We start from the raw sequence: 26,938 nt of genomic DNA, 5'->3' as shown, positions 1-26,938 counted from the left end.
CATAATCTTGAGCCATGGAGCCACTGGTAGGGATACTGATCAAGGCATTGCTCTTCGCCTTCATCGCGGGCATGTTCGCCTTGGTGATCAGCATTTTCGTGCGCAGACGCAGAGAGGACGCGCGGATCAGGAACGAATGGTCACAGATCGCCCAGATCGCTCCGGAACGCGGTTGGACGTACGATCCATGCGCGCGAGGGCAGATTGACCAGTACGGCGGCATGGGCCCCATTCTGTACAAGGGGGAGAATCAAGCCGCTTGGCACTACACCACAGGCGAGTTCCGCGGACGTTCCTTCAAGTATTTCGAATACCGCTACAAGCGCTCCGCGGTGGATGGTGACGTCAGCGACTTTGGGGACCACAGGCGTCTCGCCATCAAGGCAGTCTTCATCGTCGCGGCACCCGGCTCGGGGTCGTATATGGAGATCCTCCGCAGGAGCAAACTGGGCGCGCTGGCGGACGGCCGGCCCGGCAAGCCTGTCGGCGTACCGGAGTTCGACAAGGAGTTTCGGGTGCTTACCAAGGATGAGACGTTCTTCCGGAACGCCTTGAATGGCGGCATCGTACCCTTTATGCTCACGGACCCCCGAGCCAAGAAGTCCCCTCTTCGGTTCCGCGACGACGAACTCATCACGTGGTACACAGGTACCTTGTCTCCGCATGCCGTCGACGAGAATTTGAACTACCTGTGCGATGCGCTCGACCGGATTCCGGAACAGGCTTGGACTGTCGCCTGAACGACCAGAATGCCCCTCGCCCCGGCATAAACGCTTACCGGGGCGAGGGGCATTCTCTTGGGCTAGACCGGAGTATCGTCAGCCGGGCGCACTGTCCTGATGAACTGCTGGAAGTCCTCGATGACCTGGTCGAGTTGGCTCGGCTTAGCCGTGAGGACCAGCTCGATGACGACACGCTTCATCGGATTCTTGACGTCCTCCATACCGAGGTACACCTGACTCTGGAGGAGTTCCAGAGGTTCTCCCCTCAGCGTCGTGGAGAGGCGGAGATTCTGAACCACCCCAGGAGAGTCAGTCAGTCCTGGGACATCCGGTGTGCCCACTTCGGTCTTCTTGATGACTTCCACGGGCCCTGCTTGCTCCAGCCGCCGCACCGACTCGTCGGCGATCTGCCACAAGGAGGCGCTGTCGTTGCGCATGCGCCCCGCGATGGTGATGTTCGCCGTGAAATCGCCCATGGACGCGAGATGGAGCGCGACGAATGCTACGCCGGGCGCTCCCACCTCGTCCGGGGGTGCCGACTGCCAGCCGTCCGGCAACGAGAACGAGATCTTGATCGGCAACGTGGTGGCCATCGTGAATCCACTTCCTTGATAAGCGTCAGCTCGGGCTAGAACCAGCTGCCGACCGTGCTGTCCCAGGCATCGCCCACCGCATCAGCAGCGTCGCCGGCCGAGTCAATCATCTTGCCGGGATCGACGGTGATATCGACAGAGACCTTGCCACCGACACCCAGACCGACTCCGACATCTCCGCCGATGGTGAACTTGCCGTCCTTCATGCCTACGTCGGCGTGGGCCGCAGCCCCCACCCCCGCCCAGGCCTCGCCGCCGACACCGGCACCGACACCACCTACATCCGCGGAGACCGACCCCGTGGCCTTGGCTCCGGCGAATGCCTCTGCTCCGGCGTGCAGTCCGTCTTTACCGGCGGACAAGTTCGCCGAGGCTTCGGCACCGGCAAAGGCCTTTCCTTCGACCTGTGCTGCGGCGATGCCGTATTCCGCCTTGCCGCTCGCGGTAGCCTGCCCCAGGTAGGCCCTCCCCGAGACTCCGGCCTGCAGCCTCCCGTTTGTGACGCTGGCCGCAACAGATCCGTCTACTCCGAGCGCCGAAACGCCTGCCGCACCCTTCAGCTTGACGCCACCCGCAGTCGTCTCTCCGGAGTCGCCTGCCGACCAAGCGCTGGCGCTGCCGGAGAACTCGGCGAGCTTGATATTGACGTCGGCCTTCTTGCCAGTGGCCGGATCCGCCGGATCCCCGTCTGCGGGCTGTGCAGCCTTGTCTCGGATATACCAGTTACCGTTCTCGTCCTTGCCCCACTCTTTCTCCGTGCGCCATTGGCCGTCTTCGCCTCTGGGCCGCCATCTCTCGTTCTCCCACAGCAAATGGCTTTGCGTCGACTTGCCGACCCCGTGCTCGTCGGTCCACTGCTTGGCGTCAACCCAGTCTCTGGCCTCCGTAAGCCAACCGGGACTGTCGGAGGCACCCCCTGCAAGGTCGTCAAGCTTCTTGGCCAACGTCTCGGCCTCCTGCTGAAGTTGCTGGCACGCACCCTTCAGCACCGATTCCGCCGAATCGTGTTGGCCGGACCCCCACTGCGTGATTGCTGTCGCAGCCTGCTGCTGCGCCCAACTCAGCATGGAGGAGTACGAGGTGATCGCCTTGGCTGCTCCCGACATCGCGTCGGAAGCGAGATACCAGTTCGTCTTCTCCTTGGACAGGGTGGGCCAGAAGGCGTCACTGGCCTTGCCTGTCCAGCCTGGGATGCGCAGCCCACCCAGACCATCACCGATTCCGTCGAGCTTGTCCGACCAGTTGGTAAGGGCGGTGGCGAGCTCACCAAGCTTCTCGACGTCTCCCGGGATGAGTTCCTTCGGGTCAGTCGTCTCCCCGAGCGCAGCAGCCATGAATTCCTGTCCCTAACTCAAGTCCGACTTGACCGAATTCACAGCGTCATGGATGGCGTCGTCCGTGGCCGCGTAGTTGTTGCTGGCCGAGTTCAACCCCGCTGCAAGGGTCGCGGCGCAATCCGCGAGGAACTCGACACCCGACTGCCACGTCGCACAGAATGTCACCAGTGCCGCAGTCGCCGAATCAACCCCGATCGAGGACCCCTTCTCGGCCAGAGGCTCCAGGTCCGCTTTCTCGACGGGCGTAAGACACTGCAGAATGTCCGACGCGCCCTTTTTGAGGATCTCGGGATCTACTTCGAGATCAGTCACCGCGAGGCCCCCCTTTAACTCCGCCTATACTCAGTCGCATTAGCAACCATCCCCGTACGCTATCACCAAGATCGCATTTCAGATGTACGCCCTCACCACCTCTTCACGCCACTTTCGACGTGACAAGGGAGCCTTTCGGCATGGCCATGCTTGAGCGACGGCGTCAGTGTTCGCAACCCACGCGATTCTCTCGCCCGTTGAGCTCGTCGTGGTGCTGGGACTGGACAGAATGAGAACGCGCTTAGTAGGCGTAGGTCATGTTCGGTTCCTTCTCCACGAGCTCGGTGAGCCCGGCCTGTTGCGCCTGCGCGACACGCGAGGGGTCGGCCTGCTCACGATCGCGGGCGAACTTCTCCCAGTCCGATGGCTGCATGAACAGCATGTCGTTGGTGCCAGGGACGATCACGACTCCGCCGAAGGGGAGATCGCCGGCGACCCACGCACCGCCGTCCTCCGCTCCCTTGGGCCAGCGACGGATCGTTGACGCGTTGATCGCGCGCATCAGCGGCGCACCGTGTTGTCCGCGAGTGGAGACCCTGACGGTGAACACGGTCCCGAGCAGCCTCCAATGCTCGCTCTTCTTGTCCACTCGCGTGCGGTATTCGAGGGGGTAGGTGCGCAGCACCCTCTCGCAGACGGTGAGGCGTCGTCCGTGCCGGGTCCGGAGGAGCAGAAATAGCAGGACGAAAATCCCGACAGGGACTGGGAGTACCGTCAAGAAGGAGTCCGGGACCCCCACGACATTCAGCACAAAAGACACTACGATCAAGGCCAGCCCGAGAGCGATTCGCCCTACAACGTGCCTCGCCCATGTGCGTTTGTTGTGCTTCAGCACCTGCTCGACATCAGGTGCCACCGTTGAACTCGTCATAGCCTTCTCCGTCAAGACGCATTCACGCTATCCACGAATACGTCTATGCTGCAACTTGCTTCGGGGGAGCATCCTCGGTCAAATATTCTCCAACGGCCGCGAATACTCCAAGAATACCGATGATTCCCGCCGCCCATCGCCACCCAGTTGCCACATCGAATGTCAACAACGCAGAACAACCGATGACCACCACGCCAGCCTGCAATACCAATGAACTGACAAAGAGAGGCCACTGAGAGCGAAAATCCACCAGCCGGAGCGATCGGTTCTCTCGCAGAGCAGGGCTGAGCTTCTCCACTGAGACACCGCTATCGTTCAACGACCGCGCCTCGTCAACACTCAACATGCCGTGCACCACGAACCCCGTGTCAAACACCAATGCCGCAGGCGTTCTACTCGGAGAGATCCGCGAACCGCGCACTCCTCGATGAGCGTCCCAACACAGCCAAAGATGCTGGCCTTCCACCGGCCCTGGTAGAGCGTGCTTGCCGGCGCCCGCGCGGAAATGCACCCACCCCGCGTCCGTCCGGATCTCCAGGTAGACGTCCTTCCCCTCCGCTCCGTGCCCAGCAGCACCAGGCCCACCAGCACGGGTGTACTGCCCCCGAATGACCTTGTCTTCTGGGCCCAGACGTGAATACCGGCGGAAACCATGCTTGGACGACACATGACTGATAGCGGCAACGCAGCCCAGAATCCATGCGGCGACGAAGAGCCAGCGCATGTACGCGGGCATCGTTTCCCCACGCAATTCCGAGCCGAGGCTACGCTCGTTCCCGGCCACCGCTCCTAGCTGCGGCTGTTCGGGCGCATACAACACCTCCACCGGGTCGCCCGGGCTCAACGGCTTCTTCGTCGTCGGCTTGACCGTCGCCGACACAGCCTCACTGCCAGCCTTGACAGGCAGCTGAACGATCACCGTTGCCGTGTAGGGGTCCTTGCCCCTTGAGGACTTCCGTCGGACATCACTGACCTTTTCCGCCCGCGCGACGCCGAATTCGGCTCCGGCTGAATGGATGCGCTCCACCAGATCCGACCTCTGGGGTGTGCCCACCGTCAGGGCGAAAACCGCCATAAGTACGGTGGAAATTCCGATCACCCAGGCAAGGCTTCGAAACTGCTGACCTCGCCTCGAAGGGAGCGTCTGTGGCACCGAGGCCACCTCCGCAGTCGGGCCATGCGTGTGTTCGGCAACTTGAGTTGCGGCAGCGGCGACCTCATTGAGCGGTCGTCGTCCCCCTGCCGACCGTTGATGCAGTGCGATCACCACAACGCAGATGAGCGCAGAGCCAAGCGAAACCAGAACCATCTGCCGCCGGAGCTCTGGGGCAGTGCCGAACAGCCACAGTCCGAGCACTGACGTCGCTGCTATCCAAACCAGCCCTGCACACCAGGCGCCGATCTTGGAGGACGCCTTGAAAGGCGTACGAATCACTTCCGTGCTCATCATCAACCGAAGTCCTCGCGAATCCGGTCCGTTGCCGTCTTGTGGTCGGCCTCAACGCCCCGCTCAGCGGCCTTCTGGGCGTCTTCCGTGCTCTCGTCTACGCCGTCGAACCCCTCCTTCGCTGTGTTCGCGGAAACGCCGCCCGCTATGGGCGTGGAGGCACCGAATGCAACGTCGACTCCGGTCTGCTGATGCTCCGGGCGCTCCCCGCTGTAGGCGAAGTCGTTCTCGTTTCTCAGACCCCGAGCCATGTCATCGAGCCCTCTGTCGACTGCCCTTGCCCCGCCGCCGAGTCCGCCAGCGGCGCCTCCGGCAATACCGGTGACAGCGCTCTGCCTGATGTCGAAGTCCTCCCCTTTGCGGCGGGAGTCCGCATAGTCCCCCGACATCCCTCCAGCCGCTCCCCCGGCCATCCCGCTAAGGATCTCCTTGCCGCCCGCTGCGGTCACGGCCTTGCTTGCGGCGGTCCCGACAGTCGCGCCCGCCAGGCCTCCGATCATGTTGGTCCCGAATTCCCAGCCCTTGCCGCTGAGTTGGCTGGTAACCATGCCGCCAGCGGTGCCACCAGCCCAGTTCAGCGCCCCTTCGGCAATGAGTCGCCCTGTCTTACCCATGTTGTGCAGGGTCCGGAAGGCGGTGGCGATGGCTCGCAGGATCTGCCCCAGTCGGCCTGCCGCGTCGAGCGCCCTTGTGACCAACATGGTGACTCGCGCCGTGCCGGCTGCCGCCGAGACACCCAGCGTCAGGAATGACATGCCCACAGAGACGCCGATCGAGATACCGATCTCTATGTAGATGTCGTGAATCTCGCTATTGACCTCCTCAATACTCTTGGCCGCGTCTTCAAGACCCTTAGCGGCCTCGTCGAAGTCATCCGTCGCGCTCAGCACGGCAGCGGCGAACTCGTCCCAATGGCTTTGGAAGGCATTGGCCGCGTCACCACGCCAGGTGTGCCCGACAGTGGCTCTGACGTCCTTGTCCAGGTCCTTGACCATGCCTTCGGCTTCAGACTTCAACTGTCGCCACGCCTTAGCCGCAGCTTTCAACTCATCAGGACGACCGCCGGGATTGATGACCTCAATGCCGAGTTCGATGATCTCTTCGGCTACGGACTCGTTCCCGCTCACCGGTCACCGTCCGAATTCTTCCCGAAGAGAACCGCGAGGTCGTCGTCAGTGACTTCGGTGTCCCTGTTCACCTTTCGCAAGGCGTCAGCGATCTTGTCCAAGTGCTGCTGCACGACTTTCATGGCGCTGGCAACGTCTGCGGAGTAAGAAATGTAAGCTGATGTAACCTCCTCCGACTCCGTCAGGACGCCGAAGCCATCGGTGATCGCTTCTTCTCCTGTCTCCTCCTCGAACTTCTTGAGGTACGCCCTCAGGTCGTACGCCTGCATCTCGAACTTCCGGGCCAAGTCTCTTCCCGCCCCGGGTTCGTAATACGAGGTTCCGTCGTCAGCCACTTCACTGTCCTAGTTCTGTTGATGCACGTACTGCGGCACTGAGCAAGCGAGATCATCGCGTGCAGGTCGGACCTCGGATTGCATCAATTCACGTAAGGGATGCAGGCGGCCCCTTTCAGCCCGCTGCTGAATGAGGCCCAACTCCGCTACTGGCCTTGGTACGGGGGCTGTTGGGGGTAAGGGTTGGGATTCTGCGGGGGCTGTGCCGGAGGAGTGGGGTATCCCTGATTGGGGGCTGCGGTGGGGTACGGCTGTTGTGCGGGCGGGTACATCGGCTGCTGAGGCGGGTGGCCCATGTTCGGCGGGTAAGTTCCGTTGGCGGGGCTGCCGTTGCCGGATGGTCGGCGGCTGCGGGTTACGGCGAAGACGATGACTGCGGCGATTACGGCTCCTACACCGATGATGCCGACGACAAGGACGATGGCGCCCATTGACGAAGATCCCTTCTGTTACTCGGACTTGTTCGCTCTGCTGCCCGATCGCCAGGGTTCGTGGAAAACCCCGGGGAGTTACTCCTACCGCTGCCCTTGATGCGGGGGTTGTTGGGCGTACGGGTTGGGGTACTGCGGGGGCTGACCTGGAGCAGGTGGGTACCCCTGGGGAGCTGAGTGGGGATACGACCCGTAGCCCGTTGAGGGCTGGGACGGGTAGCTGGTGCCATAAACCGTGGTGCCGCCGCCGGAGCCCGGGCCGCCGCTACCTCCATTGCGGCGGTTGCGGATCGCCACAAAGGCGATAGCACCGACGATCACAATGGCTGCGATGCCGGCAGCGAGGACGAGGACGCTGCTGGAGGAAGACTTCTTCGTGGCCTGAGTCGAGGCGTTCGCTTCCTCGGATGCCTTGCCGGACGTCGAGTCGGACGATTGGAGCTGGCCGAGAGGGTTCTCCTTGGGGCCAGCGGGAATGTCCATGGTCAGTGCCTGGCGGGGGCGGATAATCCCGTAGCCATACTCCTCGTCGGGTGCCTTTAGTCCCTTGTGGCCGAGGAACGAGGCCGATTTGATGAGGCGATTGATGACTTGGCCGGCCGTGAGGCCAGGGAACTTTGACCGGACCAAGGCGGCAGCAGCGGATACATAGGCTGTTGCACCCGATGTGCCATTTGACAAACTGTATTGCGGCGACAGAGTCGGATCCGCGGCGAGAATCTCGACACCGGGAGCCATTAGGACAAGCCCCTTTCCAGTGTTGGAGCCTTCCCAGCGGTTGGCGTTCTTATCCACAGCACCCACAGAAACAACCCCGGGCAGTGCTGCTGGCTCGTCGACAGCAATGGATCCATCATTACCTGCGCCCGCAACAACAACGACATCGTGGGCTTGCGCATACGCGATAGCTGCACGACCATCACTTAGAGTCTTGCCGCCATCGTTACCGAAAGAAAGATTGATTACCTTCGCGCCATGGTCCACTGCGTATCGAACCGCCGCGGCCCAGGTCTCATCATGATTAGGGTCTTTCTGTGTCTGCAGGACACGAAGGGGCAAAATCTTCGCCTTTGGCGCGAACCCAAACATGCCAGACGCATTTCCGGCGCCATTGCCGTGCGCGGCAATGAGGCTCGCCATGCTCGTCCCATGACCGTCCAAGTCCTCCTGGGGGTTACCTCCGCCAGTGAAGTCTTTACCCTCAAGGACCTGTCCAGCTAGATCCGGGTGACTGCCGTCCACGCCGGAATCTACTACTGCAACAGTCACCCCCTCCCCTTGTGCCTCAGCCCAGGTGTCTTCCATCGCGAATACATCCAATACCCATTGTTGATCCCTGACGTAGTCCGCTGAGGCGCCTGGGGCCGCTGTGAGGAGCACAGCCCCTGTCAATGCCGCGACTCCCGCCGCAGACCAGACTCGCTTGAAACGCACTTTCTGCTCCTCGCTCAACTACGACAGGCTCCGCCAGTCTTCATGCAGACGAGCCACACGGTTACTCCGTGCGGCTCGCGGGTTTGGCTACTCAAAGTTCCGTCACATTCCGCTTGCAACCATCCAAGGCAGCGCTCAACCGGGCCGGGAGTAGGAAGATGACGATTCCCACGCATGAGGCGCCGCTGCCGGATGGCGGCCCCTTCTACTGCCCTTGGTACGGGGGTTGTTGGGCGTAGGGATTGGGGTGCTGGCCAGGGGCATTGGGGTACCCCTGGTTGGGAGCTGCACTGGGGTAGGGCTGAGTCGGGTATCCCGAGCCATGAGCGGGGGTTCCACCGCCCGAGCCTGGGCCACCGTTACCGCCGTTGCGGCGGCTGCGGATTACTGCGAAGACGATCGCACCAATGACCACAACGGCCGCGATACCGCCAGCAAGCACGAGGAGGTTCCTGGAGGAAGAGTCCTTCTTTTTGGCCTGGGTCGAGCTGTCCGTACCATCGGATGCCTTCCCAGAAGTGGAATTGGACGCCTGGAGCTGACCGAGAGGGTTCTTCTTGGGACCGGCCGGGATATCCATCGTGAGTGCCGAGTAGGGCCGAACAATCCCGTAGCCGTATTCCTCGTCGGGCGCCTTGAGCCCCTTATGGTGCGCGAACGTGGCCGACTTGATCAGGCGGTTGATGACCTGGCCTGCGGAGAGGTCAGGGAATTTTGAGCGGACCAAGGCTGCGGCAGCGGATACGTAGGCTGTTGCGTCCGAGGTGCCGCTAGCAATACCGTACCCCTGGGATCGGTTCTTGTTTGCGCCGAGAATTTCGACGCCCGGCGCTGTCAGCGCCACTTGCTCCCCGGTGTTGGAATTCTCCCAAAGATTGGCCTCTTTATCCACGGCACCGACAGCCACCACTCCGGGCAACGCAGCCGGATAACCGACATCTCCACCATTGTTCCCTGTTCCAGCAACAACGACTACATCGTGTGCCTGCGCATACGCAATTGCATCTCGACCATCGATTCCAGTCGTGCTGTACTCATCAGCAAAGGACAGGTTGATGACCTTCGCACCCTCGTCCACCGCATAACGAACCGCAGGAGCCCACGTCTCGTCCAGATTCTTATCATCTCGCGTCTGGAGAGTACGCAGTGGCAGGATCTTAGCCTTAGGCGCGAGGCCGATCATGCCGGAGTCATTTCCTGCACCATGGCCATGCGCAGCAATAAGACTCGCCATACTGGTCCCATGCCCGACCACGTCCTCTTGGGCATCTCCTCCACCGGTGAAGTCCTTGCCCTTAAGAACCTGGCCCGTCAGATCGGGGTGACTGGCGTCGACACCAGTGTCGACAACCGCAACGGTAACGCCTTGCCCCTGGGATTCAGCCCATACATCTTCTACTGCGAATGCGTTCAAGGCCCATTGTTGATCTCTGACGTAATCCGCCGATGCGGTTGGGGCCGTAGTGAGGAGCAAAGCTCCTGTCAGCGTCACGACTCCCGCCGTAGACCAGACTCGCTTGAAACTCACTTCTTTGCTCCTCACTCAAACCACGACTGGTTCCGCCAGTCTTCATGCGAGTGAGCCGCACGTTCTATCCGTGCGGCTCACTCGTGTGCCTACTCGATGGTCCGCGGCACGTTTCGGTTGCGGTCCTCTTCCGAGATCCAGGTCTCTTCGTCCTCGACCAGGTAGTCGGGACGCTCGCCCTGGCTATTCTCGTCGTTGGGCCGTCGGCCGTTGCGACCGCCCATGCCGCCAGCCATGGCACCGGCTCCACGCTGGGTTCCGCCGCGGCTGCCGTGCAGGCCCGCACCGCCACCGGCACCCTTGCCTGTGATGCCCTTGGCCGCTCCGACCACACCGCCACGGGACTTCGCGAGGGCTCCACGTCCACCAGCGCCAGCACCGCCTCGGCCAGCTGCGCCGGCTCCGGCGCCGCCCATGCCGCCCATACCGGTTCGGCCTCCGGCACCGCGGCCTGCTCCCGCGCCAGTGCCAGCCGCGCGACCGCCGCCCGGAACACCGATGCCGCCGCGTCCGGCCGTACCACGTCCGACGCCGGTCCCTCCGCCAGGAGCCACGATGCCCGGGCCTTGCGCTCCTCCCGTCCCAACGCCGCCACCGCCGACGCCGGGGCTCCCGGTGCCAGTGCCGGGACCAGGCCCCGTCAGACCCGGGGAGATGCTGTCCACCTTCGTCTTGCTGGTCGGGAGTTGCGTGCCTCCCGTGATGCCCTGGTCACGGGGCCCCGTTGGGGCCGGCTTCACACTCGTGGTCGGACCGGCGCTCCACGGCTTGTTGCCCGCCCCCGAGGCACCTGGCCTGGAGGCACCCACACCGGGCGAGACGACAGGTGGTGGGTACTCCACCTGACCGTTGGGCTCCTTGATATTGCCCTGACCGTCCTCGACGATTTTGTTGTTCTTCAAGTTCCGCGTGACTCGCATGTATTGAGCCGCGAGGTCCTCCATGACGGCAACACCGTTGAGCTGGGCTTCACGGCTCGCACCGATCTTGCCCTCGTTGATTTCCGCGACTTCCTTGGCAGTGAGCTGGCGGTCCTTGAGGTCGCTGGCTACTGCTTCGCCGTTGTCCCATTTCCAGTCGCTGAGAGCGTCGCCAACCTTGGCCCAGCCGCTGGGCTCCTCGATCGCGTCCAGCTGCGCCTTGAATCTGCGTAGCTGAGAGCCAGCGTCAGCCATTTGGGAGCTGTTGAGGTCAGCGTGCCAAGCCGCATTCCTGATGCTCTGCGCGATCTGGCGAGCCTTCTTCTCAAAACTCGTGGCTGCCTCACCTTCCCAGTGCTCCAAGACGTTGTCGACCGCCTTGTCGAGCAGGCCAGCGATGCCACCTCCTTCGCCACCGGAAAGCAGCTCGTTGACCTTGGTCCAGTTACGGCCTGCCTCCTCGATCGCCCCCGGGTTGGTGAGGTCAAGCATCTGCTTGAGCTCTTTGAGCGAGTACTCGATGAATTGAGTCTTGGTCTGGGGCCGCCCCGGGTCCGCAACGCAGACATCATTCTCAATCACGGGCGCAGGCAGATCCTTGTCACCAGCCACTTGAACTCCTCCCTTAAAAGGTGATTCTCGATCCGACTACCTTGCGAACGCGCCGTTCGCCCCCCCGGGGTCACCACCCATTTGTTGCTTGTTCGCGTACTCCTGCTCGGAGTACTTGTCCTTAACTTTGGATGCGCTCGTGCCAAACCTGTCGATCAACCCGTGCAGGCTCTTGATCGCGTTCTCAAGGTCGGTCTTCATCTCCTTGTGAGCTGAGTGCAGTTCCCCCGCCTCCAAAAAGAGGCAAGAGTTCCCGAACGCGTCCATCGGGATCTCCGTGTTGTACCGCGACGTCTGCCCCGCCTTGTCCATATCGTCCAGCAGCGTCCAGAGCTTCCGGATGACCTCATCCAGCGCGCTCAGATCGACCCGCATCCCGTTACTCATACCCCGTTGTCCTCTCCCCTGTTCCTCAACTTGTCGGCGCACCCACTCGGTGCCCAAGCCATCGCCCAACCTGCACTACTACTACCCACCAGCCCGACCACCCCGCCGAGCCTGCCAGTCCCGTACAGCCACCCCGCCCCCCGCAACCACCAACGCCAGAGCCGCCCCAACGCCCAACACATACATGGCGATACGACGGTCCCGCTCAGCCTCGGTCTCCCCCATGGTCACCGCCATGGGAACGACCCCGCCCCCACCCGCCGCCACCACCGGATCCGGCTTTGGTGAAGTCGCCGGCGTGGAGTCATCCGACAACGCAGCAACCGGGTCGACCACACCCCACCCAATGAACCGATTGGGCCCCCGCCCCGGCCGCTGAGCCGTCTCCTCGAGGCGGGTCGCGATCTGGGACGCTTTCCAATCCGGGTGCTTCTGTTTCAGCAAAGCAGCCACACCCGCGACATACGGCGCCGCAAAGCTGGTGCCGTCCGCGGTGCACTGCCCGCCCTGCGGGACCGTGGAGACCATTCCGACACCCGGCGCTGCGATGTCGACGAAGTCGCCGGACTGGGAGAAGAAGGCGCGTTCGTCGTTGCGGTCGGAGGCTGCTACCGCGAGGACGCCGTCGTAGGAAGCCGGATATGTGTTCGCCGACTTGCCGTCCGCGCCGTCGTTGCCGGCGGCAGCGACGATCAGGGCGCCCTCGCGCACCGCGTTCGCCACGGCCGTCCCCAGGATCAGGTTGTCGGACTTGTCCGCGGTGTCGGAGGAGATGTTGATGATGTCGGCGCCCGCGGTGACCGCGGCGTTGATGGCGGAGGCCATGGTGCCCGAGTTGCCCTCCTTCTCCTCCCCGCCGGTGTAGCGGTAGGAGAGGATCTTGGCTTCCGGTGCGATGCCCACGAAGCCCGTGCCCTGGAGTGGGCGTGCGGCGATGATGCCCGCTACCCGCGTTCCGTGGCCTTCGAGGTCTTCGGTGGCTTTGCCGCCGACGTAGGACTTGCCGCCTCCCACCGCTCCGCGGAGTTGGGGGTTCGAGTCGTCGACGCCGGTGTCGATCACCGCCACCGTGACGCCCTTGCCCGTCCCCTGTTCGCGGAGTTGGTCCAGGAGGACACGTTGGAGTGACCAGGGCGTGGACTTGATGACGTCACCGCCGAAGACGCACTCCGAGCTGGCCGACAGGCCGAAGTCCGGATTGCCCGAGTCGTCGGACGCCAGTGCCGGTGGAGCGGATGCCAGACAGATTCCCATCGCCGCGAGCACGCCAAAGGCCCGCTGCAGTGCGCGGGTTCCACTCTTGCCGCTGCGCGAACGGGCTGTCAGGCCCTCCACGTCCAGGCCCCTCATGTCCAGACTCCCAGGGCTTCCTTGCTCACCTGCATGCTCACTTGTTGGCTGCTTGCCTGCTGGCTTGCTTTGACTGCTACTTCGCTCACTCGATTACTACGTCCGCCGCGCCCGCTTCGTTGACTTCGGTGACCGCAAAGACACGCGAAGGCACTGCAAACGCTTCGACGCTGAAGCATGCTCGTTAACGGCCCGTCCCCGGATGTGAAGATTCGGGGGACGCGGTGTGTGCTGCCCCTCAGAAAGGGGCGGCCCAGCCGACGCCTTCGCGTCTGCTGGGCCGATCCTCCGCATTCACGCTCACCCCTCGGGCCGCCGACGGGCTCAGCCCCAGGTGTTGGCGTTGCTCTTCTCGGTGGCCTGGTAGTTGTCGGCCGCGCTCTGCAGGGCCGTCGAGATCTTCAGCAGGGTCGCGTGCAGGTCGGCGGCGGTGCGGTCCCACTCGCGCTGCTTGCGCTGGTAGCCCTCCTGCGCCTCGCCTTCCCAGGAGTTGGCGACGCGCTTGACCGCGGCCTCGAGGTCGTCGAGCTGCTGCTTGATGCGTCCGGCGGTCGTCTTCACGTCCGTGGAAGCGTTGGTGATGGTTGCGTAATTGACGAGGATCGACATCGTCATTCCCTTTCAGGAAGAGTCCGACTCAGGAAGAGTCTGCGGAAATCGGTGGGATGCAGAGAAGCTGTAGAGATGGGCGGCGCCGCGCCGAAGCGGGCGGCGGCTGCCCTACGGCTCGATCAGCCGAAGTCCGACATGATCTTGCTGATCTCGGAGTTCTGCTGCTCTTCCGACGCGGTGTAGTTGCTCCGCGTGGAGTCCACGGCTTCCTTGATGTCGTTGAGGATGTCGTTCATCCTCTTCGCGTCCGCGTTCCAGCGCTCCTGCAGCTGGCGATACGACTGGGCCGCCTGGCCCTGCCAGCCGCCGGTGATCTGGTCGATCACTCCGTTGAGACGGCGGACCTCGCCCTGCAGCTGACCGTTCACCGTGGTGATGTCACCGGAGAGCTTGGTCAGTTCGTCCTCTGTTACCCGGAACTGGCCGGCCATGTTGAACCTTCCCCCATGTCGTCGTTGATCCGGGAAACCCTTACCAGTCCCGGAGTTGCGTTCCGTTCGTGAACGCTGGAAGCACTCTATCCTCCGCCTGTCTCATACCCACAGGCAAGGTGTTTCAGTTACAGCATTCACACACACGCGCGATGCGCTGGTGGATTGTTGCTGTCAAGTCCCCTCGGCCGCAAGCCCGTTGGGGTGTCACCCTCATCACCCAGCGCACCACTCAGTACGTCACTGGCTCTGCGGCTGCGCCGCGCTGCCCGTGTCCAGAGTGGGGCCCTTCGGGATGAATGTCGCCCAAGTTTGCGGTACGAACGCCGGGTTGGAAACGTCCTCGTAGCCCAGCCGCGTACGCGCCTTCGCCGTCTCGCTCGCGTCGCCGGACTCGCCCTCCGACGAGGACGAGCCCCCGCCGGTTCCCTCCGCCTCCGCCGCCTCGCTGTCGTTGTTCGTCGGCAGCGAGTACCGCAGACCCGTGTCCGTCAGCAGATATGTCGCACCGCCGCCGCCCGTCGCACCGGCGACCTCCTGGAAGAGGAGGCCCGAGCCGGAGGAGACGTAGGCGCTCAGCGATTCGGCGACGACCTGCTTGGGGTACGCCGTTCCGGCCCAGGCGGCGAGCTGTGGCTTGCTGTCCGGGCCGATGGTGCCGTCGTACACGCTGCAGGAGGTGTTGCGGGCCTCGCCGGTCGCGGTGGCCGCGGGGTTGGCCTGGCGCGGAACGGTCTCGGGCCAGCCCTTGTCCGCGTAGAACTTGTCCGCGGGGCCGCCGTTGGCCTCGATGATGTCGCGGGTGTCGACATCGATGGGGTCGACCCCGTCCTTCACCTGGAGCAGCGCGGCGACGAACGGCGTGATGCGGGCGATCTCGTCTTGGAGGACGACGTAGAACTGCGGGCCCTGCGCCTCTTGTGCCTTGAGGACCTGACCCACGGTGCTCACCTCGGCGGGGAGTCCCTGGACCGCGGTCGTCTGGCCGGCGGACGGAACCGTCGGGAAGGTGATGACCCCGCCCTCGTTGAGGGTGCGCAGCCACTCCTGGCTCACCGGCTGGGGCTCGGACGTGGTGCCGATGACCGCGGCGCGCAGCTGCTCCATGGTGGTCTCGTCGAGACCCGAGGGGCCGCCCAGCAGGAAACGGTTGCCCTTGCCGTCGACCAGGAATTCCTGGTCGGTCTTGGGGTCCGTGACGTACAGGGCCTCGCGGGGGTCGACCTTGCCCGCGCCGGCCAGCGACTTCGCGTCGTCGGCGTCGAGGACGAAGACGGCACGGTCGATGGCGTCGTCCGTGCCGGAGCCGGAGGCCGGGCGCTCGCACACCGCCCAGGTCTTCGCCTTCTCCGCGTCGGCCTTGGCGGGCAGCCGGTCGGGGGCGTACGGAATGCCGAGGGTCGCGCCGTGCGGGATGCCGCTCTTGTCGATCTCCTTGCCGGGGACCTCGATGACGCTGCCCTTGCCCTTGTCCAGGAGGAGCTTGGCGGAGGCGTAGTTGAGGACGGGGTGCAGCGTCTTGGTCTTCTTGCCGGTCGACGTCTCGTCGTTGAGGACGACGTAGCGCGTCGTGGAGTCGCTGTCGACGATGATGTACTCGCCGGGAGTGTTCCAGCCCTTGGGCGCGCTGGGCTTGATCACGCCCCAGGCGATGAAGCCGATCACCAGCACGACGCCCACCGCCAGGCTGGGCATCACCGTACGAACCGGACGCGGTGCGCCTTCTTCGGAGCCTCCCGGGGACGGCGCCAGAAACGCCGCGACGGTGCGCTTGCGAGCGAACGTGTAGGCGGCGAGCTCATCCCGACGCTGCTTTGCCATGTCCCCGTGTCTCCCGAATTCTGGTCCCCGATGGTGCTCGACCGCGCCCGGTCGTGTCGCGTCCGGTCGCATCCGGTCGTGCCTGACCGCGACTGGTGCCGTGCCTGACCGCGAATCTTGAGGCCTGACCGTGGTACGCGAGGCCGCCGCTCCGGCCGAGCAGGCACCTACTATGCCCTGCGCCGCGATGCGGCGGTCCATCAGGGTACGGCCGTCTCCGCATCTTCACAGATCATCTTCACAGAGCTTCACGACAGCGCTCCACCATGCGGGGCCGGTCCGTGCGAGGCTGGCCACCCGGGGTCGGTGTCCCCTGCGCCGCTGTGCCGTCCGTGCCCGGCAGCGGGTACCGTGAGCCACTCGTATGGACGATGTGGGCCGATGGACGCCCGCCGAACGGCCACGACTTCGCGAAAGGGATGTCCCGGGGGATGACCAGCGCTACGAGCACTCGGCGCGGACGCCGCGCACAGCAGGAACCGGACGGTCCGGACCGTGGACGTACGTCGACTCCGGCCCCCGCCGCCGCGTCGCCGCGCACCTTGCCCACTCCCGGCGGTATGGGCCCGGTACGGCTGCAGCAGCTGATCCTGGTGGAACTCGCGGCGGCCGTCATGCTCGTCGCTTGGGTCACCGACGTGTCCTGGCTGCTGGCCCCCGCGGGTGCCGTGGCCGCGCTGCTGCTGCTTCTCGCGGTCCTGCGCCGGGGGCGTCGGCCGCTGGCCGAGTGGTATGACACGGCGCGCGCGCTGAGGCGCCGTCAGCGCGAGGCCAAGCTGCCGGTGCCGCCGGGTACGGACGCGTTGCTGGCTCCGGTCGTGGAGTGCGATCCGGCGCTGCGGACGCACGAGTTCCTGTCCCGTGACGACCGTTCGATCGGTCTGATCGGCGACGGGACCTTCCTGACCGCGGTGCTCTTCGTGCAGCCGGCGGACCAGCCGTTGCGTCCCGGGGGCGCCGGGCGGGAGCTGCCGCTGAAGCTGATCCAGGAGGCGCTTGAGGTCGACGGAATCCGGCTCGCCTCCGCCCAGGTGGTCCAGCACACCCAGCCCGCGCCCGCACCGCATCTGCCCGAGCAGTCGATCGCCGCGCGGTCGTACGGCCCCCTGCAGGCGCAGACCGGTTCGCCCGCGCTCCGGCTCACCTGGGTCGCCCTCAAGCTGGACCCGGAGCTGTGCCCGGAGGCGGTTCAGGCCCGCGGCGACGGTGTTCCCGGGGCGCAGCGCGCGCTGCTGCGGGTGGCGGACCAGTTGACCAGCCGACTGGCCGGGGCCGGGTTCAAGGCGACCGTCCTGGACGAGAACGAGCTGGTGCAGGCGCTGGCGACGTCCAGCTGCCTCAACCCGCGCGCCAACGCGCAGCACGGCCAGGACGGCCGGACCCAGCGCCGTTCGGTCGAATCGGTACGGACGTGGCGGGTCGACGACCGGTGGCACACGACGTACTGGGTGTCCCGCTGGCCGCAGTTGGGGAACGGCGGTGTGGCGCTGCCGGCGCTGGTGACGCAGTTCACCTCGCTCCCGGTGCTCGCGACGACGTTCAGCGTGACCCTGAGCAAGGCCGGCAGCCGGGGTGTCTCCCTGGCGGGACACATTCGTGTCACCGCCCGAGGTGACAGCGAACTCAGCCAGGTGGGACGGGAGTTGGAGCGGACGGCGAGCACCGCGAAGGTCGGTCTGGTCCGCCTCGACCGGGAGCAGGTCCCCGGAGCCCTCGCCACTCTGCCGCTCGGAGGTACGTACTGATGTCCCACCCCGCACCGACCATGCCCCCGGGCCAGCCCGGCCAGCCGGGTCAGCCGGGCCGCGCCACCCCCGCACACGTCGCCTCGCCCTCCGACACCGGCATGATCCCGATCATCCGGCAGCCGGAGCCGCGGCAGCAACGGCGCGTCTTCAGCCCGGGGTTCGGGCTGCGCGGACCGCGCCGCAACCGCCACGTCGTCACCGTCGACGAACTTCCCGCGATCAGCATGCCGATCGGCGACGACGGCGTGATCATCGGCACGGACCGGGCGTCACAGCCCGCCGTGCTCGGCCTGTCCCGCCCCACCCCCTTCGACGTCGTGCTCGTGGGCGGCCTCTGGCTGGCCCAGGTGCTGGCGTTGCGGATCGCCGCGACCGGCGCGCGCGTGGGCGTGGAGACCGGTCGGCCGCAGGCGTGGCAGCAGCTGGCCCAGTCGGCGGGTGGCGGCCAGCAGTGCGTGACGGTGTATCCGGTGGGCCGGGTGCCCGCGCAGGGCCCTTCCGTATCCAGCCCGGTCGTCCTGATCCGGGACTGCGGCATCCGTCCGCCGCGCGGCCGGGTGACCGCGTTGCCGTGGCAGGCCGTGGTGACGGTGCTGCCCTTCGTCAGCGAGCACGCGCCGCGCTGGCTGGCCCAGGCCCAACTGGTCGGCATTCAGCGCATTTCGCCCGAGGAGACCGAGATCGTACGGGACACTCTGGGCATCCCGGACGAGCCGTTGCAGTATCTGTCGAACCTTCATGACAGCGTCGCTCTGTGGTGCACTCGCAAGCACCGCACCTTCGTGATGACCGAACCCACGGACGCGGAGACGGGCCTGCTCGGCGTGGCCCGTCGCATGGACTGAGCGCGTCTTCGTTTCCGGGCATGGGGTGCGAACCGGCCGTGCCCGTGGGCGCTTTTCCCTAGCGCGATGCGAGTGATTAGGCTTCTGGTGATGCGGTGACGATCGCAGCCGCGTGGGGTTCGCCACTCGGTCCGCCCGGCCGCGACGACCAACTCAGCAGCAGTGGCTGACCAGGAGGCAAGCAGTGAACAGGGATCGGTCCGACTACAACGGCGGCGGCCCGTCCTCTGACGGGGACGAGCAGGAGACCGAACTCACCGGTGAGTTCGAAATCGTCTACACGCCTCCCGCCTGGTACGCCCCGAAGCCGCAGAGTGGCTCCGCGAACGACGAACCGAGCAACCCCGGGCCTGCCTCACCGCAGCCTCCGCCGCCGACCGGATCGCCCGCCGTGCCGTCCTCCGGACCACCCGGCGTTCCCGCACGGCAAGCTCCCCCACCGAGCGCTCCCGCGCCGGCCCAGCCCCAGCAGCCGTACACCTATCGCGCCCCCGCACCGCAGCAGCCCACGTCGGACGCGCCCGGCGCGAACCAGCCCGGCACGGGCGGCACCGACGGCTACGGGTATCCGCAGCCGGCCCAGCCGCAGTCCGGCCAGCCACAACCGGCCCAACCGCAGCCTGCCCCACCGCAGGCCGGCCAGCCGCAGCCCGCCCAGCCGCAAGCGCCCCAGCCTCCGCAGCAGCAGCCGGGCACCGCCGCCCCTGCCGCCGGAGACATCCCGGCGCCCGGCGGATACGGCTACCCCCAGCAGCAGCCGGGCACGTCCGCCCCCGCCGCCGGAGACGCCCCGCCGCCCGGCGGATACGGCTACCCCCAGCAGGCGTCGGCGAGCGTGCCCCAGCAGCGCCAGGACACCTCGGGCGGTCACGTACCGGCGCAGCAGCAGCCGTCGACCCCGCCTCCCGCGGCGCCCGGTTTCCCGGTGCTGCGTCCGGTCGACGAGGACTCCCAGGGCGGCCCGTCCCAGGCCACCGCCCCCGCGGCGAGCGCCCCCGACGAGCCCGCCCCCGGTGAGCCGCTGCCCGACCTCAACCACGCCGCCGCCGACGCCGAGGCCGCGCGGCTGTTCGGTGAGGCCTCCGACGACGAGGAGCCGGAAGCGGAGCGCGGCGCCGAGGCCGAGGCGGACGGCTCCGCCGGGTCGGCGCCCGAGGCGGACGGTTCGGGCGAAACGGACGGTACGGACGGGCACGGTACGGACGGGCAGGGGACCGCGGTCGCCCAGTCCGACGCCGGCTCCCCCGCGCAGCCGGACACCGACGCGGCGTCAGCCACGGCGGAAGCAGGACCGGAAGCCGAGGCGCAGCCCTCCGCTCCCGAAGCCCCGCCGGCGGCCCCTCAGGGGCAGCAGCCGCAGGCCGGCCCCGCCATGCCGGCCCCCGCGCCCCAGGCCGGCCAGGCGATCCCGCCGCTGCCGCCGGGCTACGTGCCCGCGCAGCCTGCCCAGGGAGTACCGCAGCAGGCAGGGCAGGGCGTACCGCAGCAGCAGGCACCCCAGCCCGCCGGTTACGGCTACCCCCAGAACCCCGCCCAGTCCCCGCAGCAGCCGCCCCACCAGGCCCCGCCGCAGGGCGCGTTCGGCCCGCCGACAGCAGCCCCGGCCCAGCAGCCCGGCTATCCGGCACAGGGTGGACACCCGGCACCGGTCGACCCACGACAGGCCGCCCAGCCGCCTCACGCCCCGCAGCCACAACCGCAACCGGGACACCCGCAGGCCCCCGGCTACGGCTATCCCCAGCAGCCGGGCCAGCCCGGACAGCCCCAGCCCGACGGATACGGCTACCCCCAGAACCCGGCCCAGCCTCCCCAAGGACAGCCGCAGCCCCAACCCCAGCCCGGCTACGGCTACCCGCAGGCACCCCAGCCGCCGCAGCAGCCCTCGCCCTACCAGCAGCCGCAGCAGCCGCCCGCCCCGAACCAACAGCCCCCGGCCCAGCCGCAGCCCCAGCAGCAGACGCCCCCGCAGGCGCCCCAGCAGCAGCACCCCACAACCCCCTCCGCCCCTTACGGCAACCACCCCAACCCGGGCAACCAGGGCTGGACCGCCCCACCCGGCCCTCAGTCCGGCCCCGGCGCCCCCCAGCAGCAGCAAGCCGCCCCCGGCACCCCGCTCGGCTACAACGCCGCCGTCGAGCTGTCCTCGGACCGCCTCCTGCGCAACCAGCCCAAGGCCCGTAAGAACAACCAGGGCCCGTCCCGCTTCAAGCTCGGCGCAAAGAAGGAGGCGGCGGAGCGGGAGCGGAAGCTGGGGCTGATCCGTACGCCGGTGATGTCCTGCTACCGGATCGCGGTGATCAGCCTCAAGGGCGGTGTCGGCAAGACCACGACGACCATGTCGCTGGGCGCCACGCTCGCCACCGAGCGGCAGGACAAGATCCTGGCGATCGACGCCAACCCGGACGCCGGCACGCTCGGCCGACGGGTCCGGCGCGAGACCGGCGCGACCATCCGCGACCTGGTGCAGGCGATCCCGCAGCTGAACAGCTACATGGACATCCGCCGCTTCACCTCGCAGGCGCCGTCCGGCCTCGAGATCATCGCCAACGACGTGGACCCGGCGGTCTCCACCACCTTCAACGACCAGGACTACCGCAGCGCGCTCGACGTGCTGGGCCGCCAGTACCCGATCATCCTCACGGACTCGGGCACCGGTCTGCTCTACAGCGCGATGCGCGGAGTGCTGGACCTCGCCGACCAGTTGATCATCATCTCCACGCCGTCGGTGGACGGTGCGAGCAGCGCCTCGACGACGCTGGACTGGCTGTCGGCGAACGGCTTCGCCGACCTCGTGCAGCGGTCGGTCACCGTGATCTCCGGTGTCCGCGAGACGGGCAAGATGATCAAGGTGGAGGACATCGTCGCGCACTTCGAGACCCGCTGCCGCGGTGTCGTCGTGATCCCCTTCGACGAGCACCTCGCGGCGGGCGCCGAGGTCGACCTCGACATGATGCGGCCGAAGACCCGCGAGGCCTACTTCGACCTCGCCGCCCTCATCGCCGAGGACATCGCGCGGACCCAGCAGGGCTTCGGCAACCCGCACATGCAGTACCAGCAGCCCCAGCAGGGGTACCCGCCCCAGCAACAGCCCCAGCCGCACTACCCGCAGCCGGGCGGCGCTCCCCAGCCGGGCCAGGAGTGGCAGCAGCCTCCGCAGCAGCCCGGCCAGCCCGGACCGGACCAGGGATGGCAGCAGCAGCAGCAACAGCAGCCCGCGCCGCCGCCCCAGGCTCCGCAGCAGGGCGGCGTACCGCCGGGCTGGACCCAGCAGTAGAAGGCAGCAACGCCTGAGGGCCGACACCACAAGGGTGCCGGCCCTCAGGCGTTCACGCAGTTCCCGCCAGGATCAGACGGCAGGACCACCCTCCGCAGCCCCGATCAGATCGCGGCAGCGCTTCACATCCCCCGCCATGGCCTCCAGCAGGGCCTCCAGCGAGTCGAACTTCCGCTGCCCGCGCACATAGGCGAGGAAGTCCACGGCCACATGCAGCCCGTACAGATCCAGCCCCACCCGGTCGATGGCGTACGCCTCCACCGTGCGCTCGGTGCCGTCGAACTGCGGGTTGGTTCCGACGGAGATCGCGGCCGGCATGGCCTCGCCCTGTGCGTGCAGCCAGCCCGCGTAGACGCCGTCGGCCGGGATGGCGGTGTGCGGGAGGGTCTCGACGTTCGCCGTGGGGAAGCCGAGTTCGCGGCCGCGCTGGGCGCCGCGGACGACCACGCCCTCGACGCGGTGCGGGCGGCCGAGGATCTCGGCGGCGCCCTCGACGTCCCCTTCGGCGACCAGTCGGCGGGTCAGGGTCGACGAGAACGGCTGGCCGCCGCCCGCCTCACCGGACACGTACAGGTCGATCACCTCGACCTCGAAGTCGTAGACCTTGCCCTGCTCGGCGAGGAACTCCACGTTGCCCGCGGCCTTGTGGCCGAAGCGGAAGTTGGGGCCCTCGACGACCGCCTTGGCGTGCAGCTTGTCGACCAGGACCTTGACGACGAAGTCGGCGGGCGACAGCTTCGAGAACTCGGTCGTGAAGGGGAGGATCAGCACCGCGTCCACGCCCAGCTCGCCCATCAGGTCGGCGCGGCGATGGTGCGGGGCGAGCAGCGGCGGGTGGCTGCCGGGGCGGACGACCTCGCTGGGGTGCGGGTCGAAGGTGACGACCACGGAGGGGACGCCCAGTTCGCGGGCGCGCTCCACGGCATGCCGGATGATCAGCTGGTGTCCGCGGTGAACTCCGTCGTAGGACCCGATGGTGACGACGCTGCGCCCCCAGTCCTGGGGGATGTCCTCCAAGCCACGCCAGCGCTGCACTGTGTCTGCTCCTTGTTCGCACACTCGTCGAACCCGTGTCCGTGTCTGTGCCTGTTCCTACGCAGGTCTAAGGGTGCCATGCCACGTCCACCCGGCCCGCATCGGCATCTGGGCTGTGACAGGGCGCACGCTCACACCGGGACGCGGACACCTGCCAGGTTCTCGATCATGCGGCGGGCGCTGGGGCCGACGACGGCCGCCCATTCCGCGGGCGCGTCGGTGAGCCAGCCCGCGACCAGCGCGGCGAAGCCCGGGACATGGCGGCCCAGGTCGACCAGGCCGCGGTCGAAGCGGGCCGCGCCGTCCGGGGTGCGGACGAGGAGGAGGCCAATGTGGCGGACCAGGTCCCGGATGTCGGGCCCGCCGTGCCGGGAGGCGGCGTGCAGGAGGGCATCGAGGACGGCCGGCGAGTGCTCGTGGGCCAGCAGGAAGTCGAGGAGTTCGCGGCGCAGGGGGCGGGAGGCGGGGGTACCGCGAGCGGCCAGTACGGCGGCCAGCGCGGCCCGCACCTGATCGGGCCCGCCGTCCAGCAGACCGGTGACCAGCGGGAACAGTACGGAACGGGCGACCGGCCCCTGGTCGAGCCGCCGGTCGACATACGCCGCCACGTCCACCGCCGTCTCCGGGCGCCGCTGCACCGCCTCCCGTACGAGGCCCGCGACGCGGCGCGCCAAGGTCGGTGTCGTGACGTCGGCGAGCGTACGCAGTGCTTCCCCGCCGCCCGGCAGCCGCAGCCGCTCCCGGAAGGCGTCCAGCACCGGATCCGGGTGGGTCGCGAGGGCACCGACCAGCGCGCTGGGCGGGACGTGCGGGTCTCCGGACGCGAAGTGCCGTAGCGCCAGCGGGAGATGACGGGCCCGGGCGCGCGGATCCCGGACGAGGAGAGCCAGCGCGCCTCCGCGCAGGGTGCGGTCGGCGGGGTGGGCGAGCAGGGCGAGGGCGGCGTAGCGGAGCAGTTCTCGGTCGGCCTCCGTACGTACATGGGGCGCGGCCCGCAGCCCGTACACCGCCGCCGCGGCCCTCCGCGTCGGCCGCGCGTCGTGCGCCCATCGGTCGACGGCCCGGCACACCGCCGACGGCTCGTCCTCCGCCAGCACGTCCAACAGCTCCTCGGCGCGGCGGTGCGCACAGTCCACGAGCACCTCCATCAGGTCGTCCAGGGCCCGGTGCCGATGCGTGTGCAGCAGCGCCTGCGCCGCCTTCGCGACGGTCGCGTGCGGGGTGGCGGGCAGCGGGCGCTCGTCGTCAAACCAGCGGGTGAGATGCGGTTGTACGGCGGTGGGGGCGGCGGCGAGCAGGTGTGCGGCGGCGTCGAGGTAGCGGGGGCCGTCGGTGTCGTCCGGGGCGGGGTCGGCGAGGAGGAGGCGGCGCAGGAGGTCGAAGCGGGTGACCTCCGGCAGGGCGAGGGCGGTCCAGAAGGCGGGGCCGAAGTCGCCCGGAACGGTGGGGTGTTGCCGGCGCCACGCGACGACTCGGTCGGCGAGCAGCCGTAGGACACCTGTGTACGGCGTCGCGTCGGGTACCCGGGGCAGGACCTCGGTGAGGAGGCGGGCGGGCCACCAGGCGTGCGGGTCGGTGTCGAGGGCGTCGACCAACTCCTGGAGGCGGGCGGCGAGTTCGGGGGCGCCCTGGTGGCGGGCGAGGTGGAGCAGGGACTGGACGACCGGGCCGATGCGGTGGTGCGGGTCCTGCGGGTGTCTGGTCAGGGTGTGCAGGGCTTCGTCCAGGTCGAGGTGCATGCCCTGGATCCAGTCGGCGAGTTCCTCGTGGGCGAAGCGGTAGCCCGGGCCGGTGGGGATGAGGAGGCCCTCGGTGAGGATGGCGGGGCCCCAGCCGGAGCCGTGAGGGAACAGGGCCTCGAACGTCTCCCTGTCCAGTTCGCCCCCGCCCGGGCCGAGGCTGTGGCGGGCGGCTTCGTGGATACGGCCGGCGACCTTTGCGGCGAGTCTGCGGATGGCTGTGCCGTGCAGGTTGGCCTCGGTGGCGAGGCGGGTGGCGATGCGGAGGCTCATCAGGTCTAGGTAGGCCGTGAAGACGTCGTTGCGGTCGAGGGGGTTGGTGGTGTGGATATTGGCGTCGAGGAGGGCTGACTGGACCTCGGAGAGGAGGCGGAGGGTGAGCGGGTGGTGGGTGTCGGGGGTGGTGAGGGTGTCTTCGGGGATGGCGTAGCGGGAGCGGGCTTGGGCTGCCTCGGCGTCGGTGAAGTCGCCCAGGTGGATGCAGGGGGGCAGGTGCGGGTGGGGTTGTGGTGGCCGTCCGGGTTTCTCGCCCCCGCCGCCCCTACCCTTCCCATCCTGAAGGGGCTCCGCCCCTTCGACCCCGCCAGGGGGCTCCGCCCCCTGGACCCCCGATCGGCCTTCGGCCTCGTCCTCAAACGCCGGACGGGCTGAGTTGTGCAACACGCCTCTTGGGAAGCAGGCCCCCGCCCACTCCCAGTACTCCTCCCTGCACGCCAACACCAACTGCGCCCCCGTCTCCCGCAGCCACCTCACCGTTCCCTCCGTCCAGTCGGGGAGTCGGTCGGCCAGGGGCGACGGCATGTGCTCCGGGTCGTCCAAGAGGAGGAGCAGGGGGCGGTCCGCCTCGCGGGCTACCTGGGCGAGGTGGTCCGGGGTGGCTGTTCGGGGCGCTTGTTGGAGGGTGCGGTGGGCTGCGTCTGCGAGCGACGTGTCTTCGGGGTGGAGGTCGGCGCCTCGGAGCCAGAGGGTGGGGGCCAGGTGGCGGCGGGTGGCCAGGGAGGCGAGTTCTGTCGTGCGGCCGGTGCCCGGTGGGCCGACGAGGGCGAGGACGGAGGCCGATGACTGGGTGAAGGCGGCGAACTCCCTTGCTGTCGCCGTCCGTTCGACCGGTTCGACCGGGCTCGGCGGGGTGGTCTGCCTGCGCGAGGTGGCCGTGAGGTGCAGGGCTCCGGCCAGGTTGAGGTCGGGGCCGTAGGCGGGGACCGTCGCCGCGTTGCGGGCCAGCAGGTCGGCCAGTGGGCCTTCGGTGGTGCGGCGCAGGGGGACTGCGAAACCCACGTCGCGGTGGCCGGACTGGAGGGCCGTGCCGAGGACGCCGAGGACGGCGCCGGTCGTGGCGTCGAGGACCGGTCCCCCGGCCGCGCCGCCGCCGAGGCGGAGTGCGTCGCGGCCGGCGGTGCCGATCGCCAACTCCAGGGCGCCGTCGAGGAGATGGAAGCGGTCGGTGGCCGTGTACGTCACGGCGGTGACGTCGAGGACGCGGGCCTCGCGCCAGCATCCGGCGAGGAGGCGGACGTATCGACCGGTCTCGATCGTGTCCCGGACCGAGACGGGGAGCGGGTCGACGCCGAGGCCCTCGGTGTGGACGAGGGCCAGGTTCAAGGCGGGCAGCGGGGTCACCGATTCGGCGGTCAGCAGGCAGGTGCGGTCGTCGGGGGCGTGCACCACGATCCGGGTCAGGCCGTCCACGACTTCGTGGCTGGTGACGACCGTGCCCTGGTGGTCGGCGACGAATCCGGTGCCGCGCGGGCGTCCCGCCAAGTCGTGGATGCGGACGAGGACTTCGTCGTGCACGCGCTCCACGCCCGCCTCGTCGCCCGCGCCGCTCGGCGTCCGGCGTCCCCCTCCGGTCCGCGGGCCCCGTCCCGCCATGGTCGAACCTCCCCGCGTCCACCCGTGCTCGTATTCGACCGTAGGCACAAGATGATCAGCGGGACAGATCGCGCCGCGAACGCGCCCCCTTCCGCTCCCTCGGTTCACTCCGAGCGCCTGCCCGGACGGGTGAATAGAAGGGGGCCGGTGGATAC

At 67.5% G+C, this 26,938-nt stretch carries 21 protein-coding genes; 4 read left to right on the top strand and 17 right to left on the bottom strand.

Annotated features, from left to right (window positions below; genetic code table 11):
* Positions 1-14: 14 nt before the first annotated feature.
* A complete protein-coding gene (locus tag KCH48_RS31820) occupies positions 15-740 on the top strand; it encodes a hypothetical protein (protein ID WP_210579108.1) in 726 nt (241 codons plus the stop codon).
* A 62-nt stretch (positions 741-802) separates the two neighbouring features.
* Here the strand turns inward: KCH48_RS31820 and KCH48_RS31815 are convergent, their stop codons facing one another.
* The 15 genes from KCH48_RS31815 to eccB all read right to left on the bottom strand — a co-directional run bounded on the left by KCH48_RS31815 (position 803) and on the right by eccB (position 16,270).
* Complete coding sequence (locus KCH48_RS31815) at positions 803-1,315, bottom strand: hypothetical protein (RefSeq protein WP_210579098.1); 513 nt, start codon at positions 1,313-1,315, stop codon at positions 803-805.
* 35 nt (positions 1,316-1,350) lie between these two features.
* Entirely contained in the window at positions 1,351-2,649 is a 1,299-nt protein-coding gene (locus KCH48_RS31810; protein ID WP_210579095.1) for a putative T7SS-secreted protein, read from the bottom strand.
* A gap of 12 nt (positions 2,650-2,661) precedes the next feature.
* Positions 2,662-2,964 (bottom strand): hypothetical protein, encoded by a 303-nt coding sequence (locus KCH48_RS31805; protein ID WP_210579092.1) that lies wholly within the window; start codon positions 2,962-2,964, stop codon positions 2,662-2,664.
* Between the two features lie 241 nt (positions 2,965-3,205).
* Positions 3,206-3,589, bottom strand: coding sequence for a hypothetical protein (locus KCH48_RS31800; protein WP_210579089.1), 384 nt, complete (start codon positions 3,587-3,589; stop codon positions 3,206-3,208).
* 289 nt (positions 3,590-3,878) lie between these two features.
* Positions 3,879-5,285, bottom strand: a complete 1,407-nt coding sequence (locus KCH48_RS31795) for a hypothetical protein (protein ID WP_210579075.1) — start codon at positions 5,283-5,285, stop codon at positions 3,879-3,881.
* The gene (locus KCH48_RS31790; RefSeq protein WP_210579073.1) at positions 5,285-6,409 is read right to left on the bottom strand and encodes a WXG100 family type VII secretion target; all 1,125 of its coding nucleotides are present in this window, start codon (positions 6,407-6,409) and stop codon (positions 5,285-5,287) included. The genes KCH48_RS31795 and KCH48_RS31790 overlap by 1 nt, the downstream gene beginning before the upstream one ends.
* A complete protein-coding gene (locus KCH48_RS31785; protein WP_307841005.1) occupies positions 6,406-6,744 on the bottom strand; it encodes a hypothetical protein in 339 nt (112 codons plus the stop codon). Before KCH48_RS31785 ends, KCH48_RS31790 begins: the two co-directional genes overlap by 4 nt.
* Positions 6,745-7,259: 515 nt before the next feature.
* Entirely contained in the window at positions 7,260-8,627 is a 1,368-nt protein-coding gene (mycP, locus tag KCH48_RS31780) for a type VII secretion-associated serine protease mycosin (protein WP_246886179.1), read from the bottom strand.
* Positions 8,628-8,814: 187 nt separating this feature from the next.
* The gene (gene mycP / locus KCH48_RS31775; protein WP_246886178.1) at positions 8,815-10,023 is read right to left on the bottom strand and encodes a type VII secretion-associated serine protease mycosin; all 1,209 of its coding nucleotides are present in this window, start codon (positions 10,021-10,023) and stop codon (positions 8,815-8,817) included.
* A gap of 203 nt (positions 10,024-10,226) precedes the next feature.
* Entirely contained in the window at positions 10,227-11,669 is a 1,443-nt protein-coding gene (locus KCH48_RS31770; protein ID WP_210579069.1) for a hypothetical protein, read from the bottom strand.
* A 36-nt stretch (positions 11,670-11,705) separates the two neighbouring features.
* Positions 11,706-12,056, bottom strand: a complete 351-nt coding sequence (locus KCH48_RS31765; RefSeq protein WP_210579059.1) for a hypothetical protein — start codon at positions 12,054-12,056, stop codon at positions 11,706-11,708.
* 81 nt (positions 12,057-12,137) lie between these two features.
* Positions 12,138-13,406, bottom strand: coding sequence for a type VII secretion-associated serine protease mycosin (gene mycP / locus KCH48_RS31760; RefSeq protein WP_210579056.1), 1,269 nt, complete (start codon positions 13,404-13,406; stop codon positions 12,138-12,140).
* A gap of 324 nt (positions 13,407-13,730) precedes the next feature.
* Positions 13,731-14,021 (bottom strand): WXG100 family type VII secretion target, encoded by a 291-nt coding sequence (locus tag KCH48_RS31755; RefSeq protein ID WP_210579052.1) that lies wholly within the window; start codon positions 14,019-14,021, stop codon positions 13,731-13,733.
* Positions 14,022-14,137: 116 nt separating this feature from the next.
* Positions 14,138-14,449: a WXG100 family type VII secretion target gene (locus tag KCH48_RS31750; protein ID WP_210579049.1), complete on the bottom strand. Its 312-nt coding sequence runs from the start codon at positions 14,447-14,449 to the stop codon at positions 14,138-14,140.
* Between the two features lie 240 nt (positions 14,450-14,689).
* Positions 14,690-16,270 carry a type VII secretion protein EccB gene (eccB, locus tag KCH48_RS31745; RefSeq protein ID WP_210579047.1) on the bottom strand — a complete coding sequence of 527 codons (1,581 nt, stop codon included), beginning with the start codon at positions 16,268-16,270 and terminating at the stop codon, positions 14,690-14,692.
* A gap of 431 nt (positions 16,271-16,701) precedes the next feature.
* Here eccB and eccE point away from each other — a divergent pair, with 431 nt between their 5' ends.
* From eccE to KCH48_RS31730, 3 genes are all read left to right on the top strand, one after another.
* Positions 16,702-18,015 (top strand): type VII secretion protein EccE, encoded by a 1,314-nt coding sequence (gene eccE, locus KCH48_RS31740; protein WP_210579044.1) that lies wholly within the window; start codon positions 16,702-16,704, stop codon positions 18,013-18,015.
* Positions 18,015-18,863 carry a hypothetical protein gene (locus tag KCH48_RS31735; RefSeq protein WP_210579026.1) on the top strand — a complete coding sequence of 283 codons (849 nt, stop codon included), beginning with the start codon at positions 18,015-18,017 and terminating at the stop codon, positions 18,861-18,863. The genes eccE and KCH48_RS31735 overlap by 1 nt, the downstream gene beginning before the upstream one ends.
* Before the next feature lie 184 nt (positions 18,864-19,047).
* Complete coding sequence (locus tag KCH48_RS31730; protein ID WP_307841004.1) at positions 19,048-22,137, top strand: SCO5717 family growth-regulating ATPase; 3,090 nt, start codon at positions 19,048-19,050, stop codon at positions 22,135-22,137.
* 72 nt (positions 22,138-22,209) lie between these two features.
* Here KCH48_RS31730 and KCH48_RS31725 read toward each other — a convergent pair whose 3' ends face one another.
* On the bottom strand, positions 22,210-23,172 hold the full coding sequence (locus KCH48_RS31725) for a bifunctional riboflavin kinase/FAD synthetase (RefSeq protein ID WP_210579019.1): 963 nt from the start codon (positions 23,170-23,172) through the stop codon (positions 22,210-22,212).
* Between the two features lie 131 nt (positions 23,173-23,303).
* Positions 23,304-26,783, bottom strand: coding sequence for a trypsin-like peptidase domain-containing protein (locus KCH48_RS31720; RefSeq protein WP_210579017.1), 3,480 nt, complete (start codon positions 26,781-26,783; stop codon positions 23,304-23,306).
* Positions 26,784-26,938 lie beyond the last annotated feature (155 nt).

The organism is Streptomyces sp. GESEQ-4 (genome assembly GCF_017948455.1).
GTDB lineage: Bacteria > Actinomycetota > Actinomycetes > Streptomycetales > Streptomycetaceae > Streptomyces.
Note: the sequence above shows the minus strand (reverse complement) of the source record. Positions and strands in the feature narration are given on the sequence as shown.

Coding starts and splice junctions, on each gene's coding strand:
- KCH48_RS31820 (WP_210579108.1), top strand. CDS start 15: ATGGAGCCACTGGTAGGGATACTGATCAAGGCATTGCTCTTCGCCTTC.
- KCH48_RS31815 (WP_210579098.1), bottom strand. CDS start 1,315: ATGGCCACCACGTTGCCGATCAAGATCTCGTTCTCGTTGCCGGACGGC.
- KCH48_RS31810 (WP_210579095.1), bottom strand. CDS start 2,649: ATGGCTGCTGCGCTCGGGGAGACGACTGACCCGAAGGAACTCATCCCG.
- KCH48_RS31795 (WP_210579075.1), bottom strand. CDS start 5,285: ATGATGAGCACGGAAGTGATTCGTACGCCTTTCAAGGCGTCCTCCAAG.
- KCH48_RS31765 (WP_210579059.1), bottom strand. CDS start 12,056: ATGAGTAACGGGATGCGGGTCGATCTGAGCGCGCTGGATGAGGTCATC.
- mycP (WP_210579056.1), bottom strand. CDS start 13,406: ATGAGGGGCCTGGACGTGGAGGGCCTGACAGCCCGTTCGCGCAGCGGC.
- KCH48_RS31755 (WP_210579052.1), bottom strand. CDS start 14,021: ATGACGATGTCGATCCTCGTCAATTACGCAACCATCACCAACGCTTCC.
- KCH48_RS31750 (WP_210579049.1), bottom strand. CDS start 14,449: ATGGCCGGCCAGTTCCGGGTAACAGAGGACGAACTGACCAAGCTCTCC.
- eccB (WP_210579047.1), bottom strand. CDS start 16,270: ATGGCAAAGCAGCGTCGGGATGAGCTCGCCGCCTACACGTTCGCTCGC.
- eccE (WP_210579044.1), top strand. CDS start 16,702: ATGACCAGCGCTACGAGCACTCGGCGCGGACGCCGCGCACAGCAGGAA.
- KCH48_RS31735 (WP_210579026.1), top strand. CDS start 18,015: ATGTCCCACCCCGCACCGACCATGCCCCCGGGCCAGCCCGGCCAGCCG.
- KCH48_RS31720 (WP_210579017.1), bottom strand. CDS start 26,783: ATGGCGGGACGGGGCCCGCGGACCGGAGGGGGACGCCGGACGCCGAGC.